Genomic DNA, 23,097 nt, shown 5'->3' with positions numbered 1-23,097 from the left:
GGCGGTCACTCCCACCTGATCCGGGGGTCGAGCCAGGCGTGGACGAGGTCGGTGAGGAGCTGTACGAGGACGAAGACGGTGACGAGGAGGAGCAGCAGGTCCTGGACGACGGGGTAGTCGCGGCGGACCAGGGCCTGTTCGGCGAGCTGGCCCAGGCCGGGCCAGGCGAAGATCGCCTCGACGAGGACGGCGCCGCCGAGGAGGTGGCCGGTCTGCATGCCCAGGAGGGTGACGACGGGCGGCAGGGCGCCGGGCAGGGCGTGCCGCCACAAGATGCGGCGGGGGGGCGATGCCGGCGGCGGTGGCGGTGCGGACGTGGTCCTCGGTGAGGGCGCGTTCGATGCCGTCCTTGAGGTAGCGGCCGAGGACGGCGGCGCTGGGCAGGGCGAGGCAGAGGGCGGGCAGCAGCAGGTACTGCACCCCGAGGTCGGGGGCGGTGAGGATCGGGACCCGGCCGCCGGGCGGCAGGACGCCGAGGACGACGGCGAACAGCAGGACCAGCAGGACGCCGGAGACGAAGGGGGGTACGGCGAGGGCGGCCGTGGTGACGATCCGCACCGCCCCGCGCAGCCAGGAGCCGCGGGCGGTGGCGCCGAGGACGCCGAAGGCGCCGCCGAGGAGGACGACGAGCACCAGGGCGCCGAGGGTGAGTTCGACGGTGGCACCGAGTCCGTCGGCGATGAGGTCGGCGGTCTGGCCGCCGATGGCGTACGACGGTCCGAGGTCGCCGGTCACGAGGCCGCCGAGCCAGTGGACGTACTGGCTGAGCAGCGGGGCGTCGAGGCCGAGCCGGGCGCGGATGGCGGCGACGGTCTCGGCCCTCGCGTCGGGGCCGGCCAGGGAGCTGGCGGGGTCGCCGGGGACGAGGCGGATCAGGGTGAAGACGAGGAAGGAGGCGAGGAGGAGGACGAGGAGGGCGGAGGGGACCTTCCGCAGGAGGTGGCGGCGCACGGGTCAGCCCGCCAGGTAGGCGTCGTCGAGGTTGAGGTAGGAGAACTTGTTGAGGGTGACGCCGTGCAGCGTGGTGGAGGCGACCTGGACGTTGCCGCGGATGACCAGGTCGATGATGAAGGCCTCGTCGAGCAGGATGTCGGAGATCCGGCTCTGCTGGGCGTTGGCGGCGGCGCCGGTGGCGCGGCTGGTCCAGGCCTCGCGGACGACGCGGGTGTAGGCGGCGGAGCGGAACTTCGAGGTGTTCTTGGCCTCGTTGAAGGGGTACGCGCTGACGGCGAGGGTGGAGGGCTGGACCTGCGCGAAGCCGTGGCCCATGGTCCACAGGGCGGGCATGTTCTGCGAGATCAGGTTCTTCTGGGCGGTGGCGGGGTCGGTGGGCTGGAGGGTGACGTCGACGCCGACCTGCTTGAGGTCGTACTGGATCGACTCGGCGAGGGCGGTGTCGCCCGGCAGGCTGATGTGGAGCAGCGGGAGCCGGAGCCTGGGGTGTCCGGCGGCCTTGAGCAGCTCGCGGGCCTTGCCGGGGTCGTACGTGTAGTGGGTGCGGCCGGTCTCGGTGAACGCGGGCGAGGACTTCGGCCAGGGCGCGGCGGAGTCGAGGCCGTAGCCGCCGAGGGCCTGCTTGAGGAGGCGCTCGCGGTCGACGGCCCAGGCGAGGGCCTGGCGGACCAGTTTGTCGTCGAGCGGGGCGACGGTGGTGTTGACGCCGAGGTAGTAGGCGCCCGCGCCGGTGTCGTAGCTGGTGACGGTCAGGTCGGGGTTGTTCTTGACGATGGCGAGGCTCTTGCCGGGGACGTTGAAGGAGAGCTGGGACTGGCCGGTGCGCAGGGAGGAGATGAGGGCGTCGGCCTGGGGTATGACGCGGAGTTCGACCCCGTCGAGGTAGGGGCGGCCGGGCTGCCAGTACGTCTCGTTGCGGGTGAGGCTGAGGCCGGTGCCGGGGCTCCACTTGGCCAGCTTGAAGGGTCCGGTGCCGATGAGCCGCTTTCCGGTGACGGCGTCCTCGACGCTGTTCCGGTCGGTGATGATCATGAACTCGAAGAGGTCGAAGAGGTTGTTGACCGGGTGGGCGAGGCGGAGGGTCAGCTCGTGGTCGCCGCGCTTGTCGAAGCCCGTGACGGCGGCGGCGGTGGCTCTCAACTGGGCGGCCCTGAGAGGGTTCTGCAGGTTCTTGACGGCGAAGACGACGTCGTCGGCGGTGAAGGGGCGGCCGTCGTGGAAGGTCACTCCGGTGCGCAGCTTGAGGGTGATGCTGCGGCCGTCGGGGGCGTAGTCCCAGGAGGTGGCGAGCTCGGGCTGCGGGCGGAGCCGGTCGTCGTAGCGGGTGAGGGTGTTGAAGACCAGCCGCTGCTGGAGGGACTGGCCGCTCTGGGAGAAGAGCAGACTGGGGGTGAAGTCGCTGTTGACGGCGACGGTGACCGTGCCGCCCCGGCGCGGTCCGGCGGCGGCCTTCGGGTCGGTGGCGCCGGACTCGGAGACGGCCGAGCGGCAGCCGGCCAGACCCAGCCCCAGGAGCAGGGTTCCGCCGCCCGCGGCGCGCAGGGTGGTGCGACGGGAGGGGGTGCTGGGCGTGGAGGGGTACAGCTCGGCCATCGGGTGCCTGCCTGTGGGTGGGAAGGAGAGAGATCCCCGGGACCTGGATGGGCCCTGGCGCCGAATTACTTCCGCTGCGGGAGAAACAAACCCCTGGCAGCGGAGGGGCACTCGGGACCGGGACGGGTACAGGGGGACCGGGAAAGGGATCGGGATCGGGATCGGGTGGGTCGATCAGGTGGATCGATCGGGTGGGTCGATCAGGTGGGCCGATCAGATGGGCCGACCACTTGGATCGACCCGGTGGATCGACCCCGTGGATCGACCCCGGGCGGTGATCAGAGAAAGCAACGAGGGGAAGCGATCAGGAGAAGCGCCAGAAGGCGCGCTCAGGAACGAAGGCCGTTGCGGCCGTTGTGGCCGTTGCCGCCGTTGCGGCCGGTCCACGAGCGGCGCGGCGGTCGTGGGACGGCCGAAGCCCGGAGGCCGAGCGGCGGGCACGCGACGGCGGGCCGAACCCGACGCGTCCGGTCGGCCGGAGCCCGGGGGAATGCGGAGGGTGCGGAACGGGCCGCTCAGAGGCGGACGGCACAGACCGCGCTGGCCTGTCGACAGAGGTCGACGTGCCTGCGGCAGATGAGGCGCATGTCCGGATTCACGGGAGCAATATGGCAGCGGCTTCGCGGCCGGGTCAACCGGGCTTGTCCGCATTCTGAGAATGACTCAGCCTTGCACCCCCCGCCCGGACAGCCCCTCGAGGCCCTGAAGAGGGTTCCTGAACAGCGGATTCAGCAGAACCGTGCCCGCCGCGACAGGCAACGTGGCGGGTCCGGCATGTGGACTGACGATCCGTTCGGGATCGTCGCAGACGTGCGAGAGGTCCACCGCGGCGCCCCGGATCTCCTCCAGGTAGTCGGGGTTGAGGACGCTGGCCTGCTCGGTGACCACCACCAGATCGGGGTTGAGGACGTCGAGCAGCAGGGCGACGGCCCGCCCCACCGCCCGGGCCCGTTCGCGCAGCAGCCGGTCGGCGCGCCGGTCGCCGGCCGCCGCCGCGTCCACCACCAGGAACACGTCCGGATCGGGCACGAGCCCCCGGCGGTACGCCGTCTCGGCGACCCAGGTGTTGGACGCGGTCGCCTCCAGGCAGCCCGAACGGCCGCACGGGCAGGGCGTGGTGGAGTCCGGTACGGGCAGGTGGGCCACGTCGCCGGCGGCCGATCCGGGCCCCTGGTGGACGACCCCGGCGATGCCGAGCGCGGCGTCGACCACGTTGCCGATGAAGAGGTGGACCAGGCTGCGGCGCGCCTCGGGGCGGCCGAAGAGGATCTCCGACTGGGCGATCGCCCGCGCGTGGTTGTCGACCCGTACGGTGCGTCCGCCCAGACCCCGGGTGAGCTCCGCGCCCAGCGGCCGGTGGTACCAGGCGAGCGCGTCGTGGCGCATGACGTGTCCCCGGTCGGGGTCGACCCAGCCGCCGACGGCCGCGCCGACGCCGAGCAGCGGGCGCCCTTCGACGTGCTCGTCGAGGAAGCTCCGCAGCTCCCGGGCGACGATGCCGGGCAGGACGCGCGGGTCGGCCCGGTCGTGGCTGAGGGTGCGCCGGGCGAGCAGCCGGCCGCGCAGGTCCACCAGGCCGAAGGAGGAGGCGGGGACGCCGAGATGGACCCCGCCGGCCACCGGGCCGCCGGTGGCGCCGAGGTGCAGATCGACGGGGATCTGCGGGCGGCCCACTCCCCCGCCCTCCCCCTGCTCGGGCAGTTCGCGGAGCAGGCCGTGCCCGAGCAGGTCGGTGGCCTGGCGGGAGACGGCCGCGGGGCTGAGCCCGGAGAGCCGGGCGATGGCGCTGCGGGCGACCGGACCGTGGTCGAGGACGGTGCGCAGCACGGTGGCGGCGTTGGCCTCGCGCCGGCCGTCCCCGGCCATGCGGGGCGGGTGGGGGGTGAAGGTCATGAAGGCCTCGTCTCGGGAGTGCTGCTCAGTATTGCGAGGGCGTGAAATCCCCCGGCGCCGCCGCGGGCGTCCGCGAGTGGCCGCGCCGTGCCGGTCGCCGGCTCCCGCCGCACCGGGAAAAGCCCTGGTCACCATGGGTATGGCGAAGTCCGGTGGGCGGCTGCCCGGTGCCGGCGGGGAGGCCGATTCAACCACCACGGGCCGATCTCCGCCGAGCCTGTGGATCGTTGACGGTCCGCCGGGAACGCTGCGATGGTCCTGGACATCGCCCCGCCGCACCGTCCGGCTCTCTCCGGTGCGCACCTGTGGCGCCTGCCGGTCTCCCGGTGTCCGCCCTCTGGCGCCCTCATTACTTCCCCTGCGAAATTAACTCCGCACCCCGTCCCGAAGGGATCCGTCATGTCGACCTCGACCGCCCCCACGACCGCCTCGGCCACCGACACCGCCCCGGCTACCGACACCGCCGCGCACACGACCGCGGCCGGCGACGCGGCCACCGCGCTCACCGTCCGGAAGGTCGGCGGCCGGATCGGCGCCGTCATCTCCGGCGTGCGGCTCGGCGGCGACCTCGCCCCGGAGACCGTCGCCGCGATCCGGGCGGCCCTCCTGGAGCACAAGGTCGTCTTCTTCCGCGGCCAGGACCACCTGGACGAGGAGGCGCACGAGGCCTTCGGGCGCCTGCTCGGCACGCCGGTCGCCCACCCCACCGTGCCCTCGGCCGACGGCCGCTACTCCTTCCCGATCGACTCCGACTACGGCGGCCGGGCCAACCAGTGGCACACCGACGTCACCTTCGTCCCCGCCTACCCGGCCTTCTCCATCCTGCGCGCCGTGGTCATCCCGCCCTACGGCGGCAACACCCTGTGGGCCAACACCGCCACCGCGTACGAGCGGCTGCCCGAGCCGCTCCGGGTCCTCGCCGAGGGGCTGCGGGCGGTGCACTCCAACGACTACGACTACGCGGCCCTGCGCCCCGACACCCTGCCCGAGCAGCTGGTCCGCTTCCGCGAGGTGTTCGCCTCGACGAAGTTCCTCACCGAGCACCCGGTCGTGCGCGTCCACCCCGAGACCGGTGAGCGGACCCTGCTGCTCGGCAACTTCGTGCAGCGCATCAGCGGCCTGACCGGCGCCGACTCGCGCGCCCTGGTGGACCTGTTCCAGTCCCACGTCGAGCGCCCGGAGAACACGGTCCGCTGGCAGTGGCAGGTGGGCGACGTGGCCATCTGGGACAACCGCGCCACCCAGCACTACGGCGTGGACGACTCGGACGCCCACGACCGCAAGCTGCGCCGGGTGACCATCGACGGCGACGTGCCGGTCGGCGTCGACGGGCGGTCCTCGGTGCTGCTCGCGCCCGAGGGCGTGCCCGACCCGGCCTTCGGCATCGCGTCCGGCGCCTCCACGGCGCAGCCCGCCGCCTGATGCCGCCCGCCGCCGCCCGGCCGAGCGTCGTCGTCGTCCTCACCGACCAGCAGCGGTGGGACACCACGGGCGCGCACGGCAACCCCGCAGGGGTGACACCGGAGTTCGACCGGCTGGCCCGCGAGGGCACGCTGGTCGAGCAGGCCGTCACGCCCAATCCGGTGTGCGCGCCCGCCCGTGCCGCCCTGCAGACGGGCCGCTATCCGACGGCCACCGGGGTGTTCCGCAACGGACTTCCGCTCGGAGCGGAACTCCCCACGCTCGCGGGGGCCTTCGCCGAGGCCGGCTATGTCACCGGCTACATCGGCAAGTGGCACCTGGCGGGCGAGGACAACCCCGACGGCCCGGTCCCGCCCGGCCGGCGCGGCGGCTACGAGCACTGGCTCGCCTCGGACCGGCTGGAGTTCACCTCCGACGCGTACCGGACGGTGGTGTACGACGAGGAGGGCGAACCGGTCCGGCTGCCGGGCTACCGCTCGGACGCCCTGGTCGACGCGGCGATCCGGTTCGTCGCCGACCACCACGAGCGCCCGTTCCTGCTCTTCCTCTCCCTCCTGGAGCCGCACCACCAGAACGCCACCGACGACTACCCGGCGCCCGCCGGATACCGGGAGCGCTACGAGGGCCGGTGGCTGCCGCCGGACCTGGCGGCGCTCAGTCCCGGCGCCGCCCAGGGCGGCGCACACCGCCATCTCGGCGGCTACCTGGGCCAGATCAAGCGGGTCGACGAGGGGGTGGGCCGGCTGCGGGACGCGTTGCGCAGCCTGGGCATCGAGGACGACACGCTGCTGGCCTGGACCGCCGACCACGGTTCGCACTTCCGAACGCGCAACGGCGAGTACAAGCGCTCCGCGCACGAGGCCTCGGTCCGGGTGCCGTTCGCGCTCACCGGGCCCGGCTTCCGCGGGGGCGGCCTGATCCGCCACCCGGTCTCGACGGTGGACCTGATGCCGACGCTGCTCGACGCGGCGGGCCTGAAGGTCCCCGAGGGCGTCCAGGGCCGGTCGCTGCGCCCGCTGGTGGGCGGCGGGACCGACCCCGAGCGGCCGTACTCGGTGTTCGTGCAGATCAGCGAGGACGTGATCGGCCGGGCGGTGCGCACCGAGCGGTGGAAGTACGTGGTGACGGCCCCGCCCGGCCCGGATCCCTGGCGGCAGCCGGGCGCCGACCGCTACCGGGAGAGCGAGCTCTACGACCTGGCGGCCGATCCGTACGAGCTGGAGAACCTGGCGGGCCTCACCTCCCACCGGCGGGTGGCCGACGGGCTGCGGGACGCGCTCGCCTGCTGGCTGCGCGAGGTGGAGGGGGCGGATCCGGTGATCGAGGCGGCGCAGCCGCGCACGCTCGAACAGCGCTCCCCGGACTCCTTCGCGCACGGCCGGGTGCCGTGGGAGGGGGTGCGCTTCGGGCACGCGTGACCGCTCCGCCGGAGCACCTCCCGCGGGCCTCCGGCCCCTCCCCGCGGCTTCCCGGGCCCTGGAGGGTCAGGAACCTGACGGCACGGCGTAGTCGCCGAAGCCGACCCAGTCCAGTGCCACGCAGGGTTCGTCGCCGAGCACCCAGGCGTCGTGTCCTGGCTGGATCTCGTAGAAGTCCCCGGGGCCCAGTTCGGCGCTGTCGCCGCCGTCCGAGACGACCTTGATGCGCCCGCTGACCACGTAGCCGACGTGGTGCGCCTGACAACTGTCGGTGCCCGCGATCGGCTTCACGTGCTTGGTCCACTGCCAGCCGGGTTCGAACACGGCCCTGCCGACCTGGCCCTTGTCCGTGTTGAGCAGGTCCAGCCGGCCCATGCCCCCGTCGAAGGGGCGGGTCTCGTCTGCGGAGTCGAAGCTCCTGGAAACGATTCCGGTCATCGTCGTCCGCCTCCCGGCGGTGGAACATGAGAACCCCGAGTCCACTTCCAGGCTACGCCGTGGCCGTGAACCGTGGCCGTAAACCGCGTTGCCGACCAAGATCGGCAGGGGTTAGCGTGGGCGTATGACTGCCGGGTCGGCCGTGAGCCGTGATCGAGTAAGGCACCCGGCCGTGGCGTGAGTGCCGCCGGGTGGTGGGCGCGGGGTCCGCCGCGGCCGTCCCTCCCGTACCGCGCGTACGGGGTAGGAGACCGTCGACAGCGCTTGCCCTGTGAAAGAAGGACCCCCCCCATGGCCGTTGAGCTCAACCACACCGTCGTGTACGCCCGTGACCGTCAGGTCTCCGCCGAGTTCCTCGCGGAGGTGCTCGGCCTCGCGGTCGGCGCCCCGATGGGCCCGTTCCTGCCCGTGGACACCGGCAACGGCGTCACCCTGGACTACTACCAGCAGGGTGACGAGCCGTTCACGCCCACCCACTACGCGTTCCTCGTGCCGGACGACGAGTTCGACACGATGATCGACCGGCTGGAGCGGATGCGGGTGACGTACTACGCCGACCCGAACCACACGGAGCCGGGCCGGATCAACCACCGTTACGGCGGCCGGGGCGCCTACTTCGACGACCCCGACGGCCACAACATGGAGATCATCACCCGCCCGTACGCGCGCCGTTGACCACGATCGGCAGCCTGGCGAGCCGCCGGACGAAGAGGCTCGGCACGTAGCCGGGGGCGTCGTCCGCGGGCAGGGCGAGGTCGCTCGTCGCCGCCAGCAGGAGGCGCAGGGCGACCACCGCCTCCAGGCGGGCCAGGTGGGCGCCGAGGCAGAAGTGGATGCCCCGCCCGAAGGCGGTGTGTCCCTTCGGGCCCGGCCGGTCGAGGTCGAGGGCGTCGGGTTCCGGATGGGCCTCCGGGTCCCGGTTGGCCGCGCCCCACAGCAGCATCAGCCGCGCTCCGGCGGGGAGGCGCACCCCGCCGAGGACCGCCGGGCGCGTGGTGATCCTGAAGTGGCCCCGGAACGGGCTCTCCAGGCGCAGCGCCTCCTCCACCAGCCGTTCGACCGCCGCCGGGTCCTTGCGCAGCCGGTCCTGGAGGTCGGGGCGGGCGGCGAGCAGCCGGACGGCGCTGCCCAGCAGGCTGGTGGTCGACTCGCTGCCCGCGATGACCAGTTGGAGCAGCATGGCGGTGGCCTCGTCGGCGGCGAGTTCGCCGCGGGCGCGGGCGGCGACCAGGGTGTCGACCAGGCCGCCGGCGGGAGCGTCCTCGGCGGCGTCCAGCCGCGTGCGGAGGTAGCCGAGGAAGTCGGCCATGTCGGCGCCGAGGCGGAGCATCCGGTCGGCGTCGGCGTGTCCGGAGAAGAGCTCGACGCCGGCGTCCGCCCAGGCGGTGAGCCGTGCGGCGTCGGCGTCGGGGAGCCCGAGGACGCGGGCGATGACGAGCACCGGGAGCGGCGCGGCGAGCCCGGCCATCCAGTCGCCTCCGCCGCGCTCGACCAGGGCGCCGATCCGGGGTGCGGCGATCTCCTCGACGGCGGCGCGCCAGGACTCGACGGAGCCGCGGCCGAAGGCGTGCCGGACGATCGCGCGCTGGCCGGTGTGGGCGGGCGGGTCGGCGGTGGCGAGGACGTCGGGTCCCGTTCCGCCGGCGTCGAGGAGGGCCGGGCGGCCGTCGTCGCCCGCGAAGAACAGTCCGGTGAGCCTGCTGGAGTAGGTGGCCGGGTCGTCGAGCACCTCCAGGATCTGGGCGTGCCGGGCGACCAGGTGCAGTCCGGCTCCCGGCAGGTGGTGGACGGGGCCCGCGGCGCGGAGCCGGGCGTAGAGGGCGTGCGGGTCGTCGAGCGCCGCGGGGGTGAAGACGTCCTCGGCCAGATCGGGGGCACGCGTCATGGGGCCTCTCCAGGGTCTGCGGTCCGGGCGGGCAGGCGGGCGGGCGGGCCAGGGACGGAGGATGAGGGACGGCGCGCGACAATTCAAGGGGCAGCGCATATCGATGCGGCGACTTTCTTGACCTTTCCTTGATCTCTCCGCGGTCTTCTCCCGAATTTTTGTTGAACATTCCCCGTCTTTGGTGGTTCCCCGCATATCCCGGCGCCGATTTCTGTGCGGATCCCTTATCGGGCAGATCTACACATAAAGACCAGATAAGCGCACAATGAAACCGCGGCCCCGATGCCGCAAGCGCGGTCAGACGTGCATGACGCCAGAAGGAGGCGAGTCGTATGGCCGACGTCTCTCACCGTCCCGGTGATATCAGCGGACACCCCGACGCGGGAGAAATGCGGGACCGTTATGCCCGCATGATGCAGACCCGTGGCGTGACGGCGGTCGAGGAGCTGGTGATCCTCGCCGGCCTCTACGCCGCGGTCTCCGGGTGGACCGTCCACTTCGCCGCCGCAAAGCCGGAACTGGCCATCAGCAACCTGATCGTCGGCATCGCACTCGCCGGCCTCGGGCTGTGCATGTCGATGGCCCCGGAGCGGTCCCAGGACCTCAACTTCGTGGTCCTGCTGCTCGGCGCATGGCTGATCGTCTCCCCGTGGGTGGTCTCCCGGGACGCCGGTACCGGCGCGATCCTCAGTAATGTGATCACCGGCGCGTGCGTCTGTCTCTTCGCCCTCACCGCGGGCGGACTGCTCATGAGCAAGAGAAGGACGTGATCTTGATCCTCTCCCCGGAACGGCGTCGCCCTCTCGCACGAGAAGGCGACGCCGTTCACTTTCGTCGCGCCCGTATCTGTGAACGGCCACCACCCGGTAACGGATTGACCCCCATGGTTTCGGCCACATAAGTTCTGCGTAAAGCTAGCTCCACGGGGGCAGGCTCCCGCTCACCATCGCAGTCCTTGGGGGGACTAAGTGAACTGGTACCTCGACGTTCTCAAGAAGTACGCCGTATTCACCGGCCGGGCACGGCGCCAGGAATTCTGGATGTTCGTCCTCTTCAACCTGCTCGCGGCGATCGTCGTCGTGATCATCGACGCCGCCCTGGGCACGTACCCGCTGCTGTACGCGATCTACGGCCTCGGCGTGCTCCTGCCCAGCCTCGGCGTGACGGTCCGCCGCCTGCACGACACGGGCCGCTCCGGCTGGTGGATCCTGATCGACCTGGTGCCGCTCGTCGGCGCCATCATCCTGATCGTCTTCCTCGCCACCGAGGGCGAGGCCCAGCAGAACGCCCACGGCCCCAACCCGAAGCTGGCCCCGGCCCACTGACGGTCGGTCCACCGACGGCCCCGGTCCACCGACGGCCCCGGTCCGCTGACGGCCCCGTACGCCGAAGCCCCCGCGAGCATCCGCTCCGGGGGCTTTCCGCGTGCATAGAGCCGGTACGGCGCGTTTCACCGCACCGCCTTGTGCACGATGGCGCAGGACCCGCCCCCGCGGCCCCGCCTAGCCTCGCCGACACGGAGCGCGACAGCAGCAACGAGGGGCGGTACCACCGGTGAACTGGCTCATCCACGACTACCGCGAGAGCGATCTCGCCGCCGTCGTCCATCTCATCGACACGACGGCCGAACTCGGCCAGGAGTCGGTCTTCTCGCTCGCCGAGTGCATCGGCGCCCTGACCTCCCGCCAGCCCGCCGTCGTCGCCGTCCACCAGGGCACGCCCATCGGCGCCGCGCTGGCCTGCGTCGCCGGCGAGCGCGCCTGGGTCATGCGGATCGCGATCTCCTCGGCATGGCGCGGCCGCGGCCTGGCCAGCGCGCTCCTCGTGGAGCTGGAGCGGCGTCTGGTGGCGGCTCGGGTGGGCCGGATCGCCTACGTGCTCCCCGAGGAGGAGCTGGTCGGCGAGGGACTGCTCAACGCCGGGTACACCCGGCAGCCCGCCGTGGCCTACTTCGAGAAGGTCGAGCCCCTGCACGGACCCGCCGCGAACCTCCTCGACGACCTCGGCGGACGGCTGCTCCCCGCCGACCTGTGGGCGAAGGTCGCCGGCATGGAACGCGAGAAGGACCTGATCGAACGGCGTGTCGTGCTGCCGCTCGCCGAGCCCGAGCGGGCCGCCCGGCACGGCGTCAGGCCGCCGCGCGCCCTCGGGCTCTTCGGGCCGCCCGGCACGGGCAAGACGACCTTCGCCCGGGCCATCGCCTCCCGGCTCGGCTGGCCGTTCGTGGAGATCCTGCCGTCCCGGCTCGCCGACGAGGGCAACCTGGCGGCCGCGCTGCGCTCCGCCTTCGCCAGGATCGCCGAGCTGGAGCGGGTGCTGGTCTTCATCGACGAGGTCGAGGAGATCGCCCCCGTACGCACCGAACCGGTGCAGCCCGGCGGGACGCACGGCGTGACCAACGAGCTCCTCAAGCTCATCCCGGGCTTCCGGGAGCGCGACGAACGGCTGCTGGTCTGCGCGACCAACTCGATCCGCTCCCTCGACCCGGCCTTCCTGCGCCCGGGGCGCTTCGACTACCTGATCCCGATCGGTACGCCGGACAAGGCGGCCCGCGCCGCGATCTGGTCCCGCTACACCGACGCCCGGCCGGACGTCGACGTGGACGAACTCGTCCTCGCCAGCGAGCTGTTCACCCCCGCCGACATCGAGCACGCGGCCCGGATCGCCGCGCAGAGCTCCTTCGAGCGGGATCTCGTGTCGGTCGGCACCCGCACCGGGGACGAGCCGGCGCCGGGCGCGACCACCCAGGACTACCTGGACGCGATCGGCCAGTGCCGCCCGACGGTCACCCCCGAGATGATCACCCAGTTCGAGTCCGACATCACCACGCACGCCCGGTTCTGAGGGGGCGGCCGCCGTCCGGCGGCGTGCCTCAGGCGCGCCGCCGCCGGTACAGCACCTGCTGCGCCTCCCACTCCACGAAGGAGTCGGTGTGCGTCATGCCCACGGCCTCCAGAAGCCGCCGCGAGGGCGTGTTGGCCTCCTGGGTGACGGCGACGACGCTCGGCGCGTCCCCCAGGGCCCGCTCGACGGCGGCGGCGACGGCCTCCCGGGCGTAGCCCCGACCCCAGTGCTCGGGCAGGAACTGGTAGGACACCTCCGTCTCCCCGTCCCGCGCGCCCGGCGCCACCGTGACCAGGCCGAGGACGACGCCGTCGACGGTCCGCTCCACGGCGTGGAAGCCGGGCGCCCCGACGATCCGCCGTTGCCGGATGCGCACCACGGAGTCGATCACGGGCCCGCCCAGGTGGCGCCGTACCTCGGGGTCGGTCCACAGCCGCGTCACGGCCGGCAGGTCCCGGGCCCGTACGGGGCGCAGGACGAGCCGCTCGGTGCGGAGGGGGGCGGGTGTAGGGGCCATACATCGATGATGCCAGGCCGGGCGGCACGCCGGAGCGGGCTCCGCCCCGGGTCCCGGGGGAGGCGGACGTCATCGCCTCTCCCCCGGCCCGGTGCGAACCTCAGACGCAGCGTCCGTTCATCCAGTTGGTGAGGCCCGGCGTCCACGAGGTGGCCAGACGGGTCGCATCGGCGTCCAGCGCCCGCTGCCAGGAGGCGTAGTTGCCGGAGGCCGGCGGCGGCGGCTCCTGCCAGTCGACGACGTCGTACCAGTCGGGGAGGCCGGTGAGGGCCGCGGAGAGGCCTGCGGCGTTGATCCGGCTCCGGAGCTCCGTATCCAGCTGCGTGTCATGCGTGTAGATCATGATCTCCTGGGACGCGATGCGCTCCGCGATCGGTGCGAGCACCTCGTTCCAGGCCGTCTCCCGGACCGACGCGTCGCTGCTGAGGAGAGCCTCCTTCGTTTCCACCTTCAGCTCCACCAGCACGACCATGCCGAGGCGCTTGGCGCTGTCGAGCCACTCACGGAACGTGTACACGGTCTCACCCGTGTAAGGGCCGCGCGTGATGGTGCGTCCGTCGAGCGGGTTCGGCCCGCTCGCCCACGTCAGCTCCGAGATGGAATCGGATGATCCGGACAGCCCGTACGTGGTCCTGTTGTGCCACATGACGGCCTTGCCGCCGTTCTTGGTCAGCCGCAGGTCGGCCTCCACCCCGGCCGCGCCCCAGCTCTTCTCCTGGGCCAGGCCCCTGGGGTGGTTCGCCGCACGGATCTGGTCCTCCTTCCAGCCTTCCGCCTCCTGGGGCCACCCGCCGTGCCCGAAGACCGCGGGACAGTAGGGCAGCAGGGTGGGGCTGGTGTACCCCTCCATCATGTGGACCTGACTGAAGGTCCAGTTGCCGGGCGCGGACTCCCAGCTGTGCAGGGGACTGTTGAGGTCACCGTCGGACGTGGCGGTGAAGGTGATCGTCTTCACCCGTCCGTCGGCGTATCCGTAGAGAGTGGCCAGGTCGTCGCGGCCGTCCCCGTTGTAGTCGCCGGTGACGATCTTCATGCGCGAACGATCGTACGAGCCGGCCGGGAGGGTCAGCATGTCCCGCCGGGCGCCGAACTTTCCGTCCGTGCCGAGACGGAAGCCGATCACCGCGTCGTGTCCGTCCGCGTAGTCGTACCAGGCGGCCAGTTCGTCACGGCCGTCACCGTCGAAGTCGCCCGCGTGCAGACTCGCCTGCCGGAACGTCCAGCCCGTGGACTCCCAGCCGTGCACCGGCTCGGCGAACCCGCCGTTGGTCCCCCCGGCCCAGTACATCAGCTTCACCTTGCCGTCGCGGTACCCGTACAGCGCCGCGAGGTCGTCACGTCCGTCCCCGTTGAAGTCGCCGGTGGCGAACTTCATGCGGTTGACGTACCAGCCGTCCCCAGGGGCCCGCTGGAAGGAGGAGAGGTGCGCGCCGAAACCGCCGTCCGGGCGGGCGAGCATCGTGAAGAGCTTGTCGCTGCCGTCTCCGTAGGCGTACCAGACGGCGACGTCGTCACGGCCGTCCCCGTTGAAGTCGCCGGCCTGGGCGGTCATGGCGTCGAAACTCCAGTTGCCCGGCGCCGCGGTCCAGGAATGGAGGGGAGTCGCGAACGTGCCGTCTCCGCGGCCCAGCCAGGTCAGCAGGGTGACCCGGCCGTCCTCGTAACCGTAGAAGGCCGCGAGGTCGCCCACACCGTCCCCGTTGAAGTCGCCGGTGAGGCGCTTCATGTTCTCGACCCAGTAGTGGCCCACGGGGGCCTCCCAGCCCACCCCGGGCGCGGCGAAAGCGCCGTTCGAGCCCGCGATGAAGGTGCGTACGGCGTCGTGCCCGTCCGCGTAGTCGTACCAGGCGGCCAGATCACTGCGGCCGTCGCCGTTGTAGTCGTGACGGGCACCGGTGCCGGCCGACCGGACACCGGTGACCGGTGCGGCCGCCTTCATGGTCGGCGCCTCCGCCAGGCCGTCGAACGCCGTGACCGACCCCGCCGGTCGCCCAGGCGCGGCGCTCGCGCTACCGGCGCCCGTGGACAGGCCGAGCAGAGCCAAGCACAGCACGGCCGAGCCCACTGCTATGGAAGGTCTTCTCATGCAGCTCTTCACATCCCTTGCCGTCGAACGAGAAAAATGCACCCCTCCACGGGGGTGCACGGGGAACGAGCCTCGCCCGGCCGGATCGTTCGTCCCGCCACGGGCATGGCAAAGACGACGACCGACACCTGCGGGGCCGTCGCGGATCAGATCATTCAAGATCCTTCTACGAGGCTGTCCGGGATCGTCGGGCGCCGGGCCAGCAGCGCCTTCACCTCGGCCCACTCCAGGTCCATCGGGCCATGGGACTCGCGCGCGGTGGCCGTGTCCTTGTAGCCGCTGGAGGTGACGACGCAGACGACGGGCCCCTCCGGCTCCCGTGGGCCGTGCGCGCGCAGGCTCGCCAGACCGGCCGCCGAGGAGATCTCGCACCACAGCCCCCGCGCGGCCAACTCCGCCCGTGCCGCGCCCATCTGGGCGTCCGTGACCGTACGGGCCGTTCCCCCGCTCGCGCGCAGGGCCACGACCCCGCGGTAGCCGCTGATCTCGCAGTCGATGGCGTACGCGGCGGTCGGCCCGACCGGCACGCGCGCGGTGTCCGCGCCGGTGCGCATCGCCTCGGTGAGCGCCCCCGCGGCGGCCGGCTCGGCCGCGTAGACGCGCGGGACGGATCCGGTCACGCCGAGCCGGGCGAGCTCCTGGAAGCCCTTGGTCACGCCGAAGAGCAACTCGCCGTATCCGGTGGGCAGATGGACGGCGGCCGGGGCTCGTCCCAGCTCCAGCGCGATCTCGTACGCGATCGTCTTGTAGCCCTCGGGGCCGAAGGGATGCCCGGTGTGCGCGCTGTCGGTGACGCTGCTCACCGACTGGTAGCCGAGCTCGTCCACGATCCGGCGCATGAGCGGGCGCACCGCGGGGCCCGGGACGGTGAGGACGGTCGCGCCGTAGGCACGCAGGTGGGAGGCGACGGCCGGCGGGGCGGAGGCCGAGGTGAACACCGCGCACGGCAGGCCCGCGCGGGCCGCGTAGGCGGCGGCTGCGGCGCCGTGGTTGCCGGAGGAGGACACGACGATCCCGCGCGCCCCGGACGCCACGGCGGCGCTGACCGCGACCCGGTTCAGCCGGTCCTTGTGGCTCCAGGTGGGGTTGCGCGACTCGTCCTTGATCCAGACGTCCTCGCCGAGCGGGACGAGCGGCGTGTTCCCCTCGCCGAGCCCGGGGGCGGCGAGCGGCGGCAGCAGCGGCGCCCAGCGCTCCAGGCCGTGTGCGGCGGGGCGGGCGAAGAGGTCGTCCGGGACGCGGTCGTACGCGTAGTCGATGTCCAGCGGGTAGGCGACCGCGTCCGTGGAGGTCGCCGGGCACCCGGCGGTCAGCGGCGGCCAGAGCGGGTGGCGCACGGAAGGATCGCGCAGGGCGCGCTGGGCGGTGGCGAGGGAGGTCACTGAGTCCTTTCGTACGGTACGGGCGGGAGTACGGGCCTCAGCCCAACCTCCGTTGCAGCGCGGCGAGGGCTCCGGCGCGCCGGCCGGGCACCTGGCGCCGCAGCTCGACGAGCGCCGGGCCGAGGGCGCGGGCCCTGGCCGGGTCCTTGATCTGTTCCCACTGGTGGTGGGCGCGGTCCACGGCGCCCTCGACGTCCGGCTCGTCCGGGCCCTGCCGGAGGCCGAGCCGGGACTGCGCGGCGGCGATCCACAGCTCGCAGCTGCGCGCCGGCTCCCCGGCGAGCCGCGCCAGGTCGGCCCGCACCTCCACCCAGTGCACCGCCTCCCCCGACCTCGGGCCGTGCCGGCGCAGTGCCTCGCTCTCCCACGCGGCGGCCATCGCGGCGGCCTCCCCGTGCCGCCCGGCCATGGCGGCCGACAGGATCGCGGGATGCGGATCGTCACCGCCGCCGGGCGCCGGCGGGACGGCCGGCTGCGACCGGGGCTGGGGCTGGGGTGACGGTGCCGGTGCGGCGACGGGCCGGGGCGGGACCGCCGGCACGGCGACGGCCTGCCGCACGGCGGACGGGGCGGGAGCCACCGGCACGGGTGCCGGGGCGGACGCCGGGGCCGAAACCGGAGCGGGAGCCTGGCCCGGCGCCGGAACCGAGCTCGCCGCGGAGACCGGGGCCGAGGACGGAACGGGTGCCGGGGCGGACGCCGGGGCCGAAACCGGAGCGGGAGCCTGGCCCGGCGCCGGAACCGAGCTCGCCGCGGAGACCGGGGCCGAGGACGGAACGGGTGCCGGGGCGGAAGCCGGGGCCGAAACCGGAGTGGACAGCGGGACCGAGACATCCGCAGCGCCCCGGGCCGAAGCCGGATCAGCGGCCGGGCCGGCAGGAGGAGCGACCACGGCGCGCCGCTCGGCCAGGGACCGGCCGCCCGTTCCTCCCAGCCGCCTGGTGGGCGGCGACGCGACGACGGCCTCCTCCGGCGGCACCGCGGCGGGATTCCCGGTCGGGCCCGCGGCGAGCGGCGGCCCGGCCGGTGCCGCCGCGCCCGTGGCCCGATACGGCTCGCCCGACACGGGCGCCAGCAGCACCGCCTCCGCCCCGCCCGCCGCCATCGCGGCCTCCGCGGCCTCCGCGTGGAGGGCCGGGAGCGGGGGCCGGGCGCCGGTGCGCCAGACCGTCGCGCAGTGGCGCAGGTACTCCGGGGTCGAGGGGGCGCCCCGCTTCGGGAAGGGGGTCAGATGGGCGAACAGCGCGACGGACGGGCCGAGTCCGAGCGCGTTCGGGTCGGCGGCGAGCAGCTGGAGGAGTTCGGGCTCGGCCGCCAGGTCGGCGACGACGGTCGTGGTGCCGGGGCGGCGCGGGGCGAGCTCGGCGGCCAGCCAGTGCCAGGGAAGTCCCGTGTAGCGCAGGGTCGTCGGAGTGCTGCGGGCGAGCGCCAGGTGCGGGAGCCGTTGGCGGCGGTCGAGTTGGAGCTGGCCCGCGAGGCAGAGGGTGAGCGGGCCGGGGGCCGCGGCGGCGGCGCGCAGGCGGGTCAGGACGGTCTGCGGATCGAGCGGGTCCGCCAGTTCGACGACCGTCGCCATGTCCGTACCCGTGAGGACTCCGGCCGGCACCGCCGCGAGCGCGGGCAGCACGGAGGCCGCGTCCATCGCCCGGCCTCGTCCGGCCGGCGCGGCCGCCAGCAGGAGGGCCGTACCCACCGTGTTCACCTCGTCGCTCACCACAGCAGCACCGTAACCCGAGTCGGTGTGGCCGAAATGCCCACGGGTACCGGTCGGTCACCTTGTGGGCCTTTGGCATATGTCAGAAGCACCACCGTATCGAGTGTTGCCAAATCCCTTACGAGGTGTCCCGGCCTGTGCGAAAGTCTTAGCCGGGCTTTCAACTTCTCGAACTGGCCGTGCCGTGTGGTCCCAGTCGCCTGTATCGGAGTACGACATGCCGTCCCATCTGTTCGCGGACCGTCCCGCACAGCCGCCCGAGCCGGGCACGGTGGACGCGCTGATCTCGCAGACGCGGCGTCTGCGGGGGGACGTGGACGCGGTGCGCCGGGACTCGGCCGTGGACGAGGACGACCCGCGCAACCGGTGGCAGCGCGCCCTGTGCGACCTGGCCGTCAACCAACTGGACGACCTCGACGAGCACTTGGGCCAGCTGAAGGCGGGCCTGCCGGCCGAGCAGCCGGAGGACTCGTCCGCCGCCTACGCGGCGCCGGCCCCCCGCGCCACCGGCTCGCTCCTCTCCCGGGTCGGCAGCGCCGAGTGGGACCTGCTCACCGACGAGGTGCACTGGTCCGAGGAGCTGTTCCAGATCTTCGGGCGCCCCCAGGAGAGCGGCCCGCTGTCGCTCGACGAGCTGCCCTCGCTGGTCTTCGCCGAGGACCAGCCGCTGCTCCAGGCGATGGTGACGGACTGCCTGATCGACGGGAAGCCCATCGACGGCGAGTTCCGGGTCGTCCGCAGCGACGGCCGGGTCCGCACGGTCCACATGACGGGCGAGCCCGTCCTCGACTCCGACGGGTGCACGGCCTCGATGTGGGCCGTCCTGCGGGACGTCAGCGAGCTGCGGCGCAGCGAGCGCGCGGTCCGCGAGAGCCGCGACAGCCTCCAGCGGCACCGGCAGATCGAGCACACCGAGCGCCGGGTCGCCGTCGAGCTCCAGGAGGCCGTGCTGCCGCCCTGGCGCGGTTCGCTCCGCTTCGCCCACGACGGGCCCGCCCCGCTCGACGTTGCCGGGCACTACCTGCCGGCCGCGTCCACCGGACTCATCGGCGGCGACTGGTACGACGCCCTCGCGCTCCCGGACGGCGACGCGCTGCTGACGGTCGGCGACCTGACCGGGCACGGCGTCGCCGCGACCTCCTCGATGGCCATGCTCCTCGGCGCGCTGCGCGGCATGGCGGTGGCCGGGATCCGGCCCGGTGCCCTGATGGGGCACCTGAACCAGCTCCTGGAGACCTCCGTCCAGCCCGCCCTCGGCAGCGCGATGTGCTGCCGCTACGACCCCGCGTCCCAGGTCCTCACCTGGGCCCAGGCCGGGCACCCCGCCCCGCTGCTGTTCCGCGGCGGGGCGGTGCGCACCCTGGCCCGGCCCGAGGGCGTGCTCCTCGGCGCGACGACCGGCGCGGCGTACGAGGAGGCCGAGACCCGGCTGCTCCCCGGCGACCTGCTGCTGCTGCACACCGACGGGCTGACCCGCACGGCCGGCGCCCTGGACGACGACGGCGGCACGCGGCGACTGCTCGCCCTCGCCCCCCGGCTGGCCGGGGCGCGCGACGCGCAGGACTGCGTCCGGGCGGTGGTGGAGGAGTTCGGCGAGGGGCCGCGCGAGGACGACGCCTGCGTGATGGTGGTCCGGGTCGGCGAGTAGCCGGAGCCGGCCGGCGGGGCCGTACGGCGGACCGTGCCGCCCCCGCCCCGGACGCACGCGCCCGTTCCCGCCCCTGAGGGCGCGCGCGGGCGTCAGGAGCAGGCCGTCGAGGTCCGGCGTGCTCCCTCCCCGTACTCCCGGAGTTCCCGGGCCGCCCCGCCTTCCCGGATCGTCCGGGCGTCCCGGCCGTCCCTGACGGTCCGGCCTTCCGTGATCGTCCGGGCGTCCCCGTGCTTCCGGGGCTCCCCCTCGGTCCGGCGCCTCACGCCTCCCCGGTCCGGGGGCGGTTCGACGGCGCCTTCGGCAGCGCGGTCTCGATCTCCTCGCGCAGGTCCTCGATCTTCGTGTACCCCGCGTACTGGCCGGTCAGCCGGTACATCTCGCGCAGCCGGTCCCAGGTGCGGTGCGAGGAGGTCTCCCCCATCGACACCAGGGCGAGACGGGCGTAGCGGTCCGCCTGCTCCGGGTCGTCGGCGATGAAGCAGGCCGAGGCGAGCGAGATGTGGTCGAAGAGCTTCGACCGGTCGTGGCCGTTGCGGCGCAGTTCGAGTGCCATCTTCGCGTGGCGCTGCGCCGGGACCGCGGCGGCCGGGTCGTGCTCGGCCAGGGTGCGGTAGGCGAGCGCCTGCATGCCGTGCAGATCGGCCTCGTCGAAGTTCTGCATCCAGCTCGGCTTCTCCTCGCCCCGGTCGGAGACGAAGAGGTCCTCGGCCTCGCCGAGGGTGCGGCGCATGGCCTGGCCGCGGCCCATCGACGCCTGCGCCCAGGCCTCGATGGTGTGGAACATGGCCTGCGTCCGGGGCAGCACCCGCTCCCCCGAACCCGACTTGGCCAGCTTCATCAGATCGAGGGCGTCGTCGGGACGGCCCAGGTGGACCATCTGCCGGGCGGCGCGGGAGAGCGCCTCGCCGGCCCGCGGCCGGTCGCCGCCCTCGCGGGCCGCGTGCGCGGCGATCACGAAGTACTTCTGGGCGGTGGGCTCCAGGCCCACGTCGTGGGACATCCAGCCGGCCAGGACGGCCAGGTTGGCGGCGACGCCCCACAGGCGCCGGTGGAGGTGGTCGGGGTGGCGGTAGGCGAGCATGCCGCCCACCTCGTTGAGCTGGCCCACCACCGCCTTGCGCTGGAGGCCGCCGCCCCGGGAGGCGTCCCAGGCGCGGAAGACCTCCACGGACCGCTCCAGCGCGTCGATCTCCTCCGACCCGATGGGGGCGGCCTCGTAGCGGTCGAACCCGGCGGGGTCGGCATGGAGCGGATCGATGGCGCGGGGGGTGGCGCCGGGTCGTGCGGGGTCGGTGTGGAGCCAGTCCTGCATGGCGTTGCTGAGTACGGAGCCGGCGGCGAGCGCGGCACCCGCGCCCACCAGGCCGCGTCGGTTGAGCATGAGGTCCATTCCCGTGAATTCGGTGAGGACCGCTGCCGTACGCTCGGGCGCCCAGGGCAGCCCGTCAGGGTTGTCGTCGTTCCTGACGTCCCGCCTCTTCCCGGCGCGCCCGTGTCGTACGAACCCGAGGTCCTCGATGGTCACGACACGGCCGAGTCGCTCGGTGAACAGCGCTGCCAGCACCCGGGGCACGGGATCGCGCGGGGTCTCCCCCATGTCGATCCAGCGCCGCACCCGCGAGGTGTCGGTCGACAGCTGGGGGTGGCCCATGGCCGCCGCCTGCCGGTTCACGAGTCTCGCGAGTTCGCCCTTGGACCAGCCGGCGAGGCCGAAGAGGTCCGCCAGGCGGGTGTTGGTCTGTCCGGTCACGTCTAAGCCCCCAGGTTCTCGGCTGAGTTGACAGTAACCCCCTGTCATAGGGCTGGCGACTATTCGCCAGGGTTCGCCAGGGTGCGCCCGATGTTCCGCCACCCGCGCCCGGGTGTCAGGTAGGAACGCGCCACCCCACCCCCTCGACCGGCCCACATTTTCCCCAGGGTGCGGACCGTTCGGGCGGGCGGGGCGACGCACGCAACTCGTCGGCGCACGAAGGGATCTGTCTCCTCCATGTACACAGCATCGTCCTCCGTGACCGCCCCGCCCCGGCCGCTCCACCGCACCGTCCCGGCCGGTTCCGGACCGTACCTCGCCCCCGTTCCGCAGGGAGCGGCGCGGCCGAGGCGCTGGGCGGGCAGCACCGTCCAGCAGCCCAGCGGGAGAATCGACCTGTCCGGCCCCCAGGGCGCGCAGCTCCGCATGGCGATCGCGTCCGTGCACCGGATCTGCCCCGAGTTCAACCCGGTCCAGGTGCTGCGCCGCAGCGGCCGTTCCGTGCTGATCGTCGGGACCACCGGGCGCGCCACGGCGGTCGCGAAGTGTTTACTGGACCACTCCCCCGCGTGGGTCGAGCGGTTCCGGCACGAGATAGCGGCCTACCGCACCTTCGTCCGGCACCGTCCCCCGGTGCGCGCGCCGCGGCTGATCGCCGCGGACCCGGAGAACTGCACGCTGGTGATCGAGCGGATGCCCGGACGGGCGGCGGCGCTGACCCGCCACCCCGCCGAGGCTCCGCCCCGCGCGGACGTACGGGCCGCGCTCGGAGCGGTCGCCCGGCTCAACGCCTGGCGTCCGCCGGCCGGGACCTTCGAGGCCCCGCTCGACTACGGGGCGCGGATCGCCCGCTTCCACGAACTGGGCCTCTTCACCGACCGTGACCGCGACGACCTGCAGAAGCTGTTGCACGGACTGGCCCAGGCGGGCGGCCGCCAGGGCATGGGGCAGTTCTGCCACGGCGACGCCCTGCTCTCCAACATCCTGCTCTCCCCCGCCGGACCGGTCTTCGTGGACTGGGAGCACGCGGGCTGGTACCTGCCCGGGTACGACCTGGCGACGCTGTGGGCGGTCCTCGGGGACGCCCCGCTGGCGCGGCGTCAGATCAGCCAGCTGGCGCAGCAGGCGGGCACGGCCTCCCGGGACGCCTTCCTGGTGAACCTGATGATCGTGCTGACCCGTGAGATCCGTACGTACGAGACGGCGGTGCAGCGCACGATCCGGGAGGCGCCGCCGGCCGGCTCGGTCCCGGTGCCCGCCGGGGCGGTCTCGCCGGGTGAGGAACAGCGGCTGCTGCTGCGGCGGCTGCACGACGACTGCGCCATGGCACGGCGGGCCGTGCGCGCGGCGGTCGGGACGCGCTGAGGGGTTCCGACGCGGGACGGGGGTGGCGCGCCGTGCGCCCGGTGCCGACACACCGGGCGGGCGGCGCGCTCCGGCGTCCGGGCGGTGGCGGAGGGCCGCTCATTGGTCCACTCCACTGACGCGCCGCAGGCGGGCGGGCCGCCCGCGCGAAACTCCGCCCCGCCGCCGCTCCAGCCGCTCTGACG

At 73.4% G+C, this 23,097-nt stretch carries 17 protein-coding genes and 1 pseudogene; 8 read left to right on the top strand and 10 right to left on the bottom strand.

Features of this window, described 5'->3' with window-relative positions; all coding sequences use genetic code 11:
* Positions 1–5: 5 nt before the first annotated feature.
* The 3 genes and pseudogenes from ABD981_RS06460 to ABD981_RS06450 all read right to left on the bottom strand — a co-directional run bounded on the left by ABD981_RS06460 (position 6) and on the right by ABD981_RS06450 (position 4,440).
* Positions 6–951 (bottom strand): annotated as a pseudogene (locus tag ABD981_RS06460) (ABC transporter permease).
* Between the two features lie 3 nt (positions 952–954).
* On the bottom strand, positions 955–2,547 hold the full coding sequence (locus tag ABD981_RS06455) for an ABC transporter substrate-binding protein (protein WP_046905836.1): 1,593 nt from the start codon (positions 2,545–2,547) through the stop codon (positions 955–957).
* Positions 2,548–3,210: 663 nt separating this feature from the next.
* On the bottom strand, positions 3,211–4,440 hold the full coding sequence (locus ABD981_RS06450; RefSeq protein WP_046905837.1) for an ROK family transcriptional regulator: 1,230 nt from the start codon (positions 4,438–4,440) through the stop codon (positions 3,211–3,213).
* A gap of 399 nt (positions 4,441–4,839) precedes the next feature.
* Here ABD981_RS06450 and ABD981_RS06445 point away from each other — a divergent pair, with 399 nt between their 5' ends.
* Positions 4,840–5,862, top strand: coding sequence for a TauD/TfdA dioxygenase family protein (locus tag ABD981_RS06445; RefSeq protein ID WP_123954144.1), 1,023 nt, complete (start codon positions 4,840–4,842; stop codon positions 5,860–5,862).
* Positions 5,862–7,280: a sulfatase-like hydrolase/transferase gene (locus ABD981_RS06440; protein ID WP_046905838.1), complete on the top strand. Its 1,419-nt coding sequence runs from the start codon at positions 5,862–5,864 to the stop codon at positions 7,278–7,280. The genes ABD981_RS06445 and ABD981_RS06440 overlap by 1 nt, the downstream gene beginning before the upstream one ends.
* Before the next feature lie 66 nt (positions 7,281–7,346).
* Here ABD981_RS06440 and ABD981_RS06435 read toward each other — a convergent pair whose 3' ends face one another.
* Complete coding sequence (locus ABD981_RS06435) at positions 7,347–7,718, bottom strand: cupin domain-containing protein (RefSeq protein ID WP_046905839.1); 372 nt, start codon at positions 7,716–7,718, stop codon at positions 7,347–7,349.
* Positions 7,719–8,009: 291 nt separating this feature from the next.
* Between ABD981_RS06435 and ABD981_RS06430 the strand changes: the two genes are divergently transcribed.
* Positions 8,010–8,393 carry a VOC family protein gene (locus ABD981_RS06430; RefSeq protein ID WP_046905840.1) on the top strand — a complete coding sequence of 128 codons (384 nt, stop codon included), beginning with the start codon at positions 8,010–8,012 and terminating at the stop codon, positions 8,391–8,393.
* On the opposite strand, the gene ABD981_RS06425 is transcribed toward ABD981_RS06430, so the two are convergent.
* Positions 8,368–9,603 (bottom strand): cytochrome P450, encoded by a 1,236-nt coding sequence (locus ABD981_RS06425; protein WP_046905841.1) that lies wholly within the window; start codon positions 9,601–9,603, stop codon positions 8,368–8,370. The genes ABD981_RS06430 and ABD981_RS06425 overlap by 26 nt on opposite strands.
* A 410-nt stretch (positions 9,604–10,013) precedes the next feature.
* Between ABD981_RS06425 and ABD981_RS06420 the strand changes: the two genes are divergently transcribed.
* The 3 genes from ABD981_RS06420 (at position 10,014) to ABD981_RS06410 (ending at position 12,447) form a co-directional block, all read left to right on the top strand.
* Positions 10,014–10,373 (top strand): SPW repeat protein, encoded by a 360-nt coding sequence (locus tag ABD981_RS06420; protein ID WP_240495085.1) that lies wholly within the window; start codon positions 10,014–10,016, stop codon positions 10,371–10,373.
* Between the two features lie 198 nt (positions 10,374–10,571).
* Complete coding sequence (locus ABD981_RS06415; RefSeq protein WP_046905843.1) at positions 10,572–10,928, top strand: DUF805 domain-containing protein; 357 nt, start codon at positions 10,572–10,574, stop codon at positions 10,926–10,928.
* Between the two features lie 229 nt (positions 10,929–11,157).
* A complete protein-coding gene (locus tag ABD981_RS06410; RefSeq protein ID WP_046905844.1) occupies positions 11,158–12,447 on the top strand; it encodes an ATP-binding protein in 1,290 nt (429 codons plus the stop codon).
* Positions 12,448–12,475: 28 nt separating this feature from the next.
* Here ABD981_RS06410 and ABD981_RS06405 read toward each other — a convergent pair whose 3' ends face one another.
* The 4 genes from ABD981_RS06405 to ABD981_RS06390 form a co-directional block, all read right to left on the bottom strand.
* Positions 12,476–12,964: a GNAT family N-acetyltransferase gene (locus tag ABD981_RS06405; protein WP_046905845.1), complete on the bottom strand. Its 489-nt coding sequence runs from the start codon at positions 12,962–12,964 to the stop codon at positions 12,476–12,478.
* 100 nt (positions 12,965–13,064) lie between these two features.
* Positions 13,065–14,903, bottom strand: coding sequence for an FG-GAP-like repeat-containing protein (locus ABD981_RS06400; protein WP_240495086.1), 1,839 nt, complete (start codon positions 14,901–14,903; stop codon positions 13,065–13,067).
* A 302-nt stretch (positions 14,904–15,205) separates the two neighbouring features.
* On the bottom strand, positions 15,206–16,432 hold the full coding sequence (locus tag ABD981_RS06395) for a threonine synthase (RefSeq protein ID WP_046905846.1): 1,227 nt from the start codon (positions 16,430–16,432) through the stop codon (positions 15,206–15,208).
* Between the two features lie 37 nt (positions 16,433–16,469).
* Positions 16,470–18,146 carry a hypothetical protein gene (locus tag ABD981_RS06390; RefSeq protein ID WP_240495087.1) on the bottom strand — a complete coding sequence of 559 codons (1,677 nt, stop codon included), beginning with the start codon at positions 18,144–18,146 and terminating at the stop codon, positions 16,470–16,472.
* 217 nt (positions 18,147–18,363) lie between these two features.
* Between ABD981_RS06390 and ABD981_RS06385 the strand changes: the two genes are divergently transcribed.
* Positions 18,364–19,794 (top strand): PP2C family protein-serine/threonine phosphatase, encoded by a 1,431-nt coding sequence (locus tag ABD981_RS06385; protein ID WP_046905848.1) that lies wholly within the window; start codon positions 18,364–18,366, stop codon positions 19,792–19,794.
* Positions 19,795–20,056: 262 nt separating this feature from the next.
* On the opposite strand, the gene ABD981_RS06380 is transcribed toward ABD981_RS06385, so the two are convergent.
* The gene (locus ABD981_RS06380) at positions 20,057–21,547 is read right to left on the bottom strand and encodes a DNA-binding protein NsdB (RefSeq protein ID WP_046905849.1); all 1,491 of its coding nucleotides are present in this window, start codon (positions 21,545–21,547) and stop codon (positions 20,057–20,059) included.
* Positions 21,548–21,784: 237 nt separating this feature from the next.
* Here ABD981_RS06380 and ABD981_RS06375 point away from each other — a divergent pair, with 237 nt between their 5' ends.
* Positions 21,785–22,912 (top strand): aminoglycoside phosphotransferase family protein, encoded by a 1,128-nt coding sequence (locus tag ABD981_RS06375; protein ID WP_046905850.1) that lies wholly within the window; start codon positions 21,785–21,787, stop codon positions 22,910–22,912.
* The last annotated feature ends 185 nt before the right edge of the window (positions 22,913–23,097 follow it).

Origin of the sequence: Streptomyces showdoensis, from assembly GCF_039535475.1 — a bacterium.
GTDB lineage: Bacteria > Actinomycetota > Actinomycetes > Streptomycetales > Streptomycetaceae > Streptomyces > Streptomyces showdoensis.
The sequence above is the reverse complement of the archived record's forward strand: the minus strand, read 5'-3'. Positions and strand labels throughout refer to the sequence as shown.

Bases quoted from the DNA above. Each gene is read 5' to 3' on its own strand.
- ABD981_RS06430 (WP_046905840.1), top strand. From the start codon at position 8,010: ATGGCCGTTGAGCTCAACCACACCGTCGTGTACGCCCGTGACCGTCAG.
- ABD981_RS06375 (WP_046905850.1), top strand. From the start codon at position 21,785: ATGTACACAGCATCGTCCTCCGTGACCGCCCCGCCCCGGCCGCTCCAC.
- ABD981_RS06445 (WP_123954144.1), top strand. From the start codon at position 4,840: ATGTCGACCTCGACCGCCCCCACGACCGCCTCGGCCACCGACACCGCC.
- ABD981_RS06450 (WP_046905837.1), bottom strand. From the start codon at position 4,440: ATGACCTTCACCCCCCACCCGCCCCGCATGGCCGGGGACGGCCGGCGC.
- ABD981_RS06455 (WP_046905836.1), bottom strand. From the start codon at position 2,547: ATGGCCGAGCTGTACCCCTCCACGCCCAGCACCCCCTCCCGTCGCACC.
- ABD981_RS06420 (WP_240495085.1), top strand. From the start codon at position 10,014: ATGATGCAGACCCGTGGCGTGACGGCGGTCGAGGAGCTGGTGATCCTC.
- ABD981_RS06435 (WP_046905839.1), bottom strand. From the start codon at position 7,718: ATGACCGGAATCGTTTCCAGGAGCTTCGACTCCGCAGACGAGACCCGC.
- ABD981_RS06440 (WP_046905838.1), top strand. From the start codon at position 5,862: ATGCCGCCCGCCGCCGCCCGGCCGAGCGTCGTCGTCGTCCTCACCGAC.
- ABD981_RS06400 (WP_240495086.1), bottom strand. From the start codon at position 14,903: ATGAAGGCGGCCGCACCGGTCACCGGTGTCCGGTCGGCCGGCACCGGT.
- ABD981_RS06385 (WP_046905848.1), top strand. From the start codon at position 18,364: ATGCCGTCCCATCTGTTCGCGGACCGTCCCGCACAGCCGCCCGAGCCG.
- ABD981_RS06425 (WP_046905841.1), bottom strand. From the start codon at position 9,603: ATGACGCGTGCCCCCGATCTGGCCGAGGACGTCTTCACCCCCGCGGCG.
- ABD981_RS06405 (WP_046905845.1), bottom strand. From the start codon at position 12,964: ATGGCCCCTACACCCGCCCCCCTCCGCACCGAGCGGCTCGTCCTGCGC.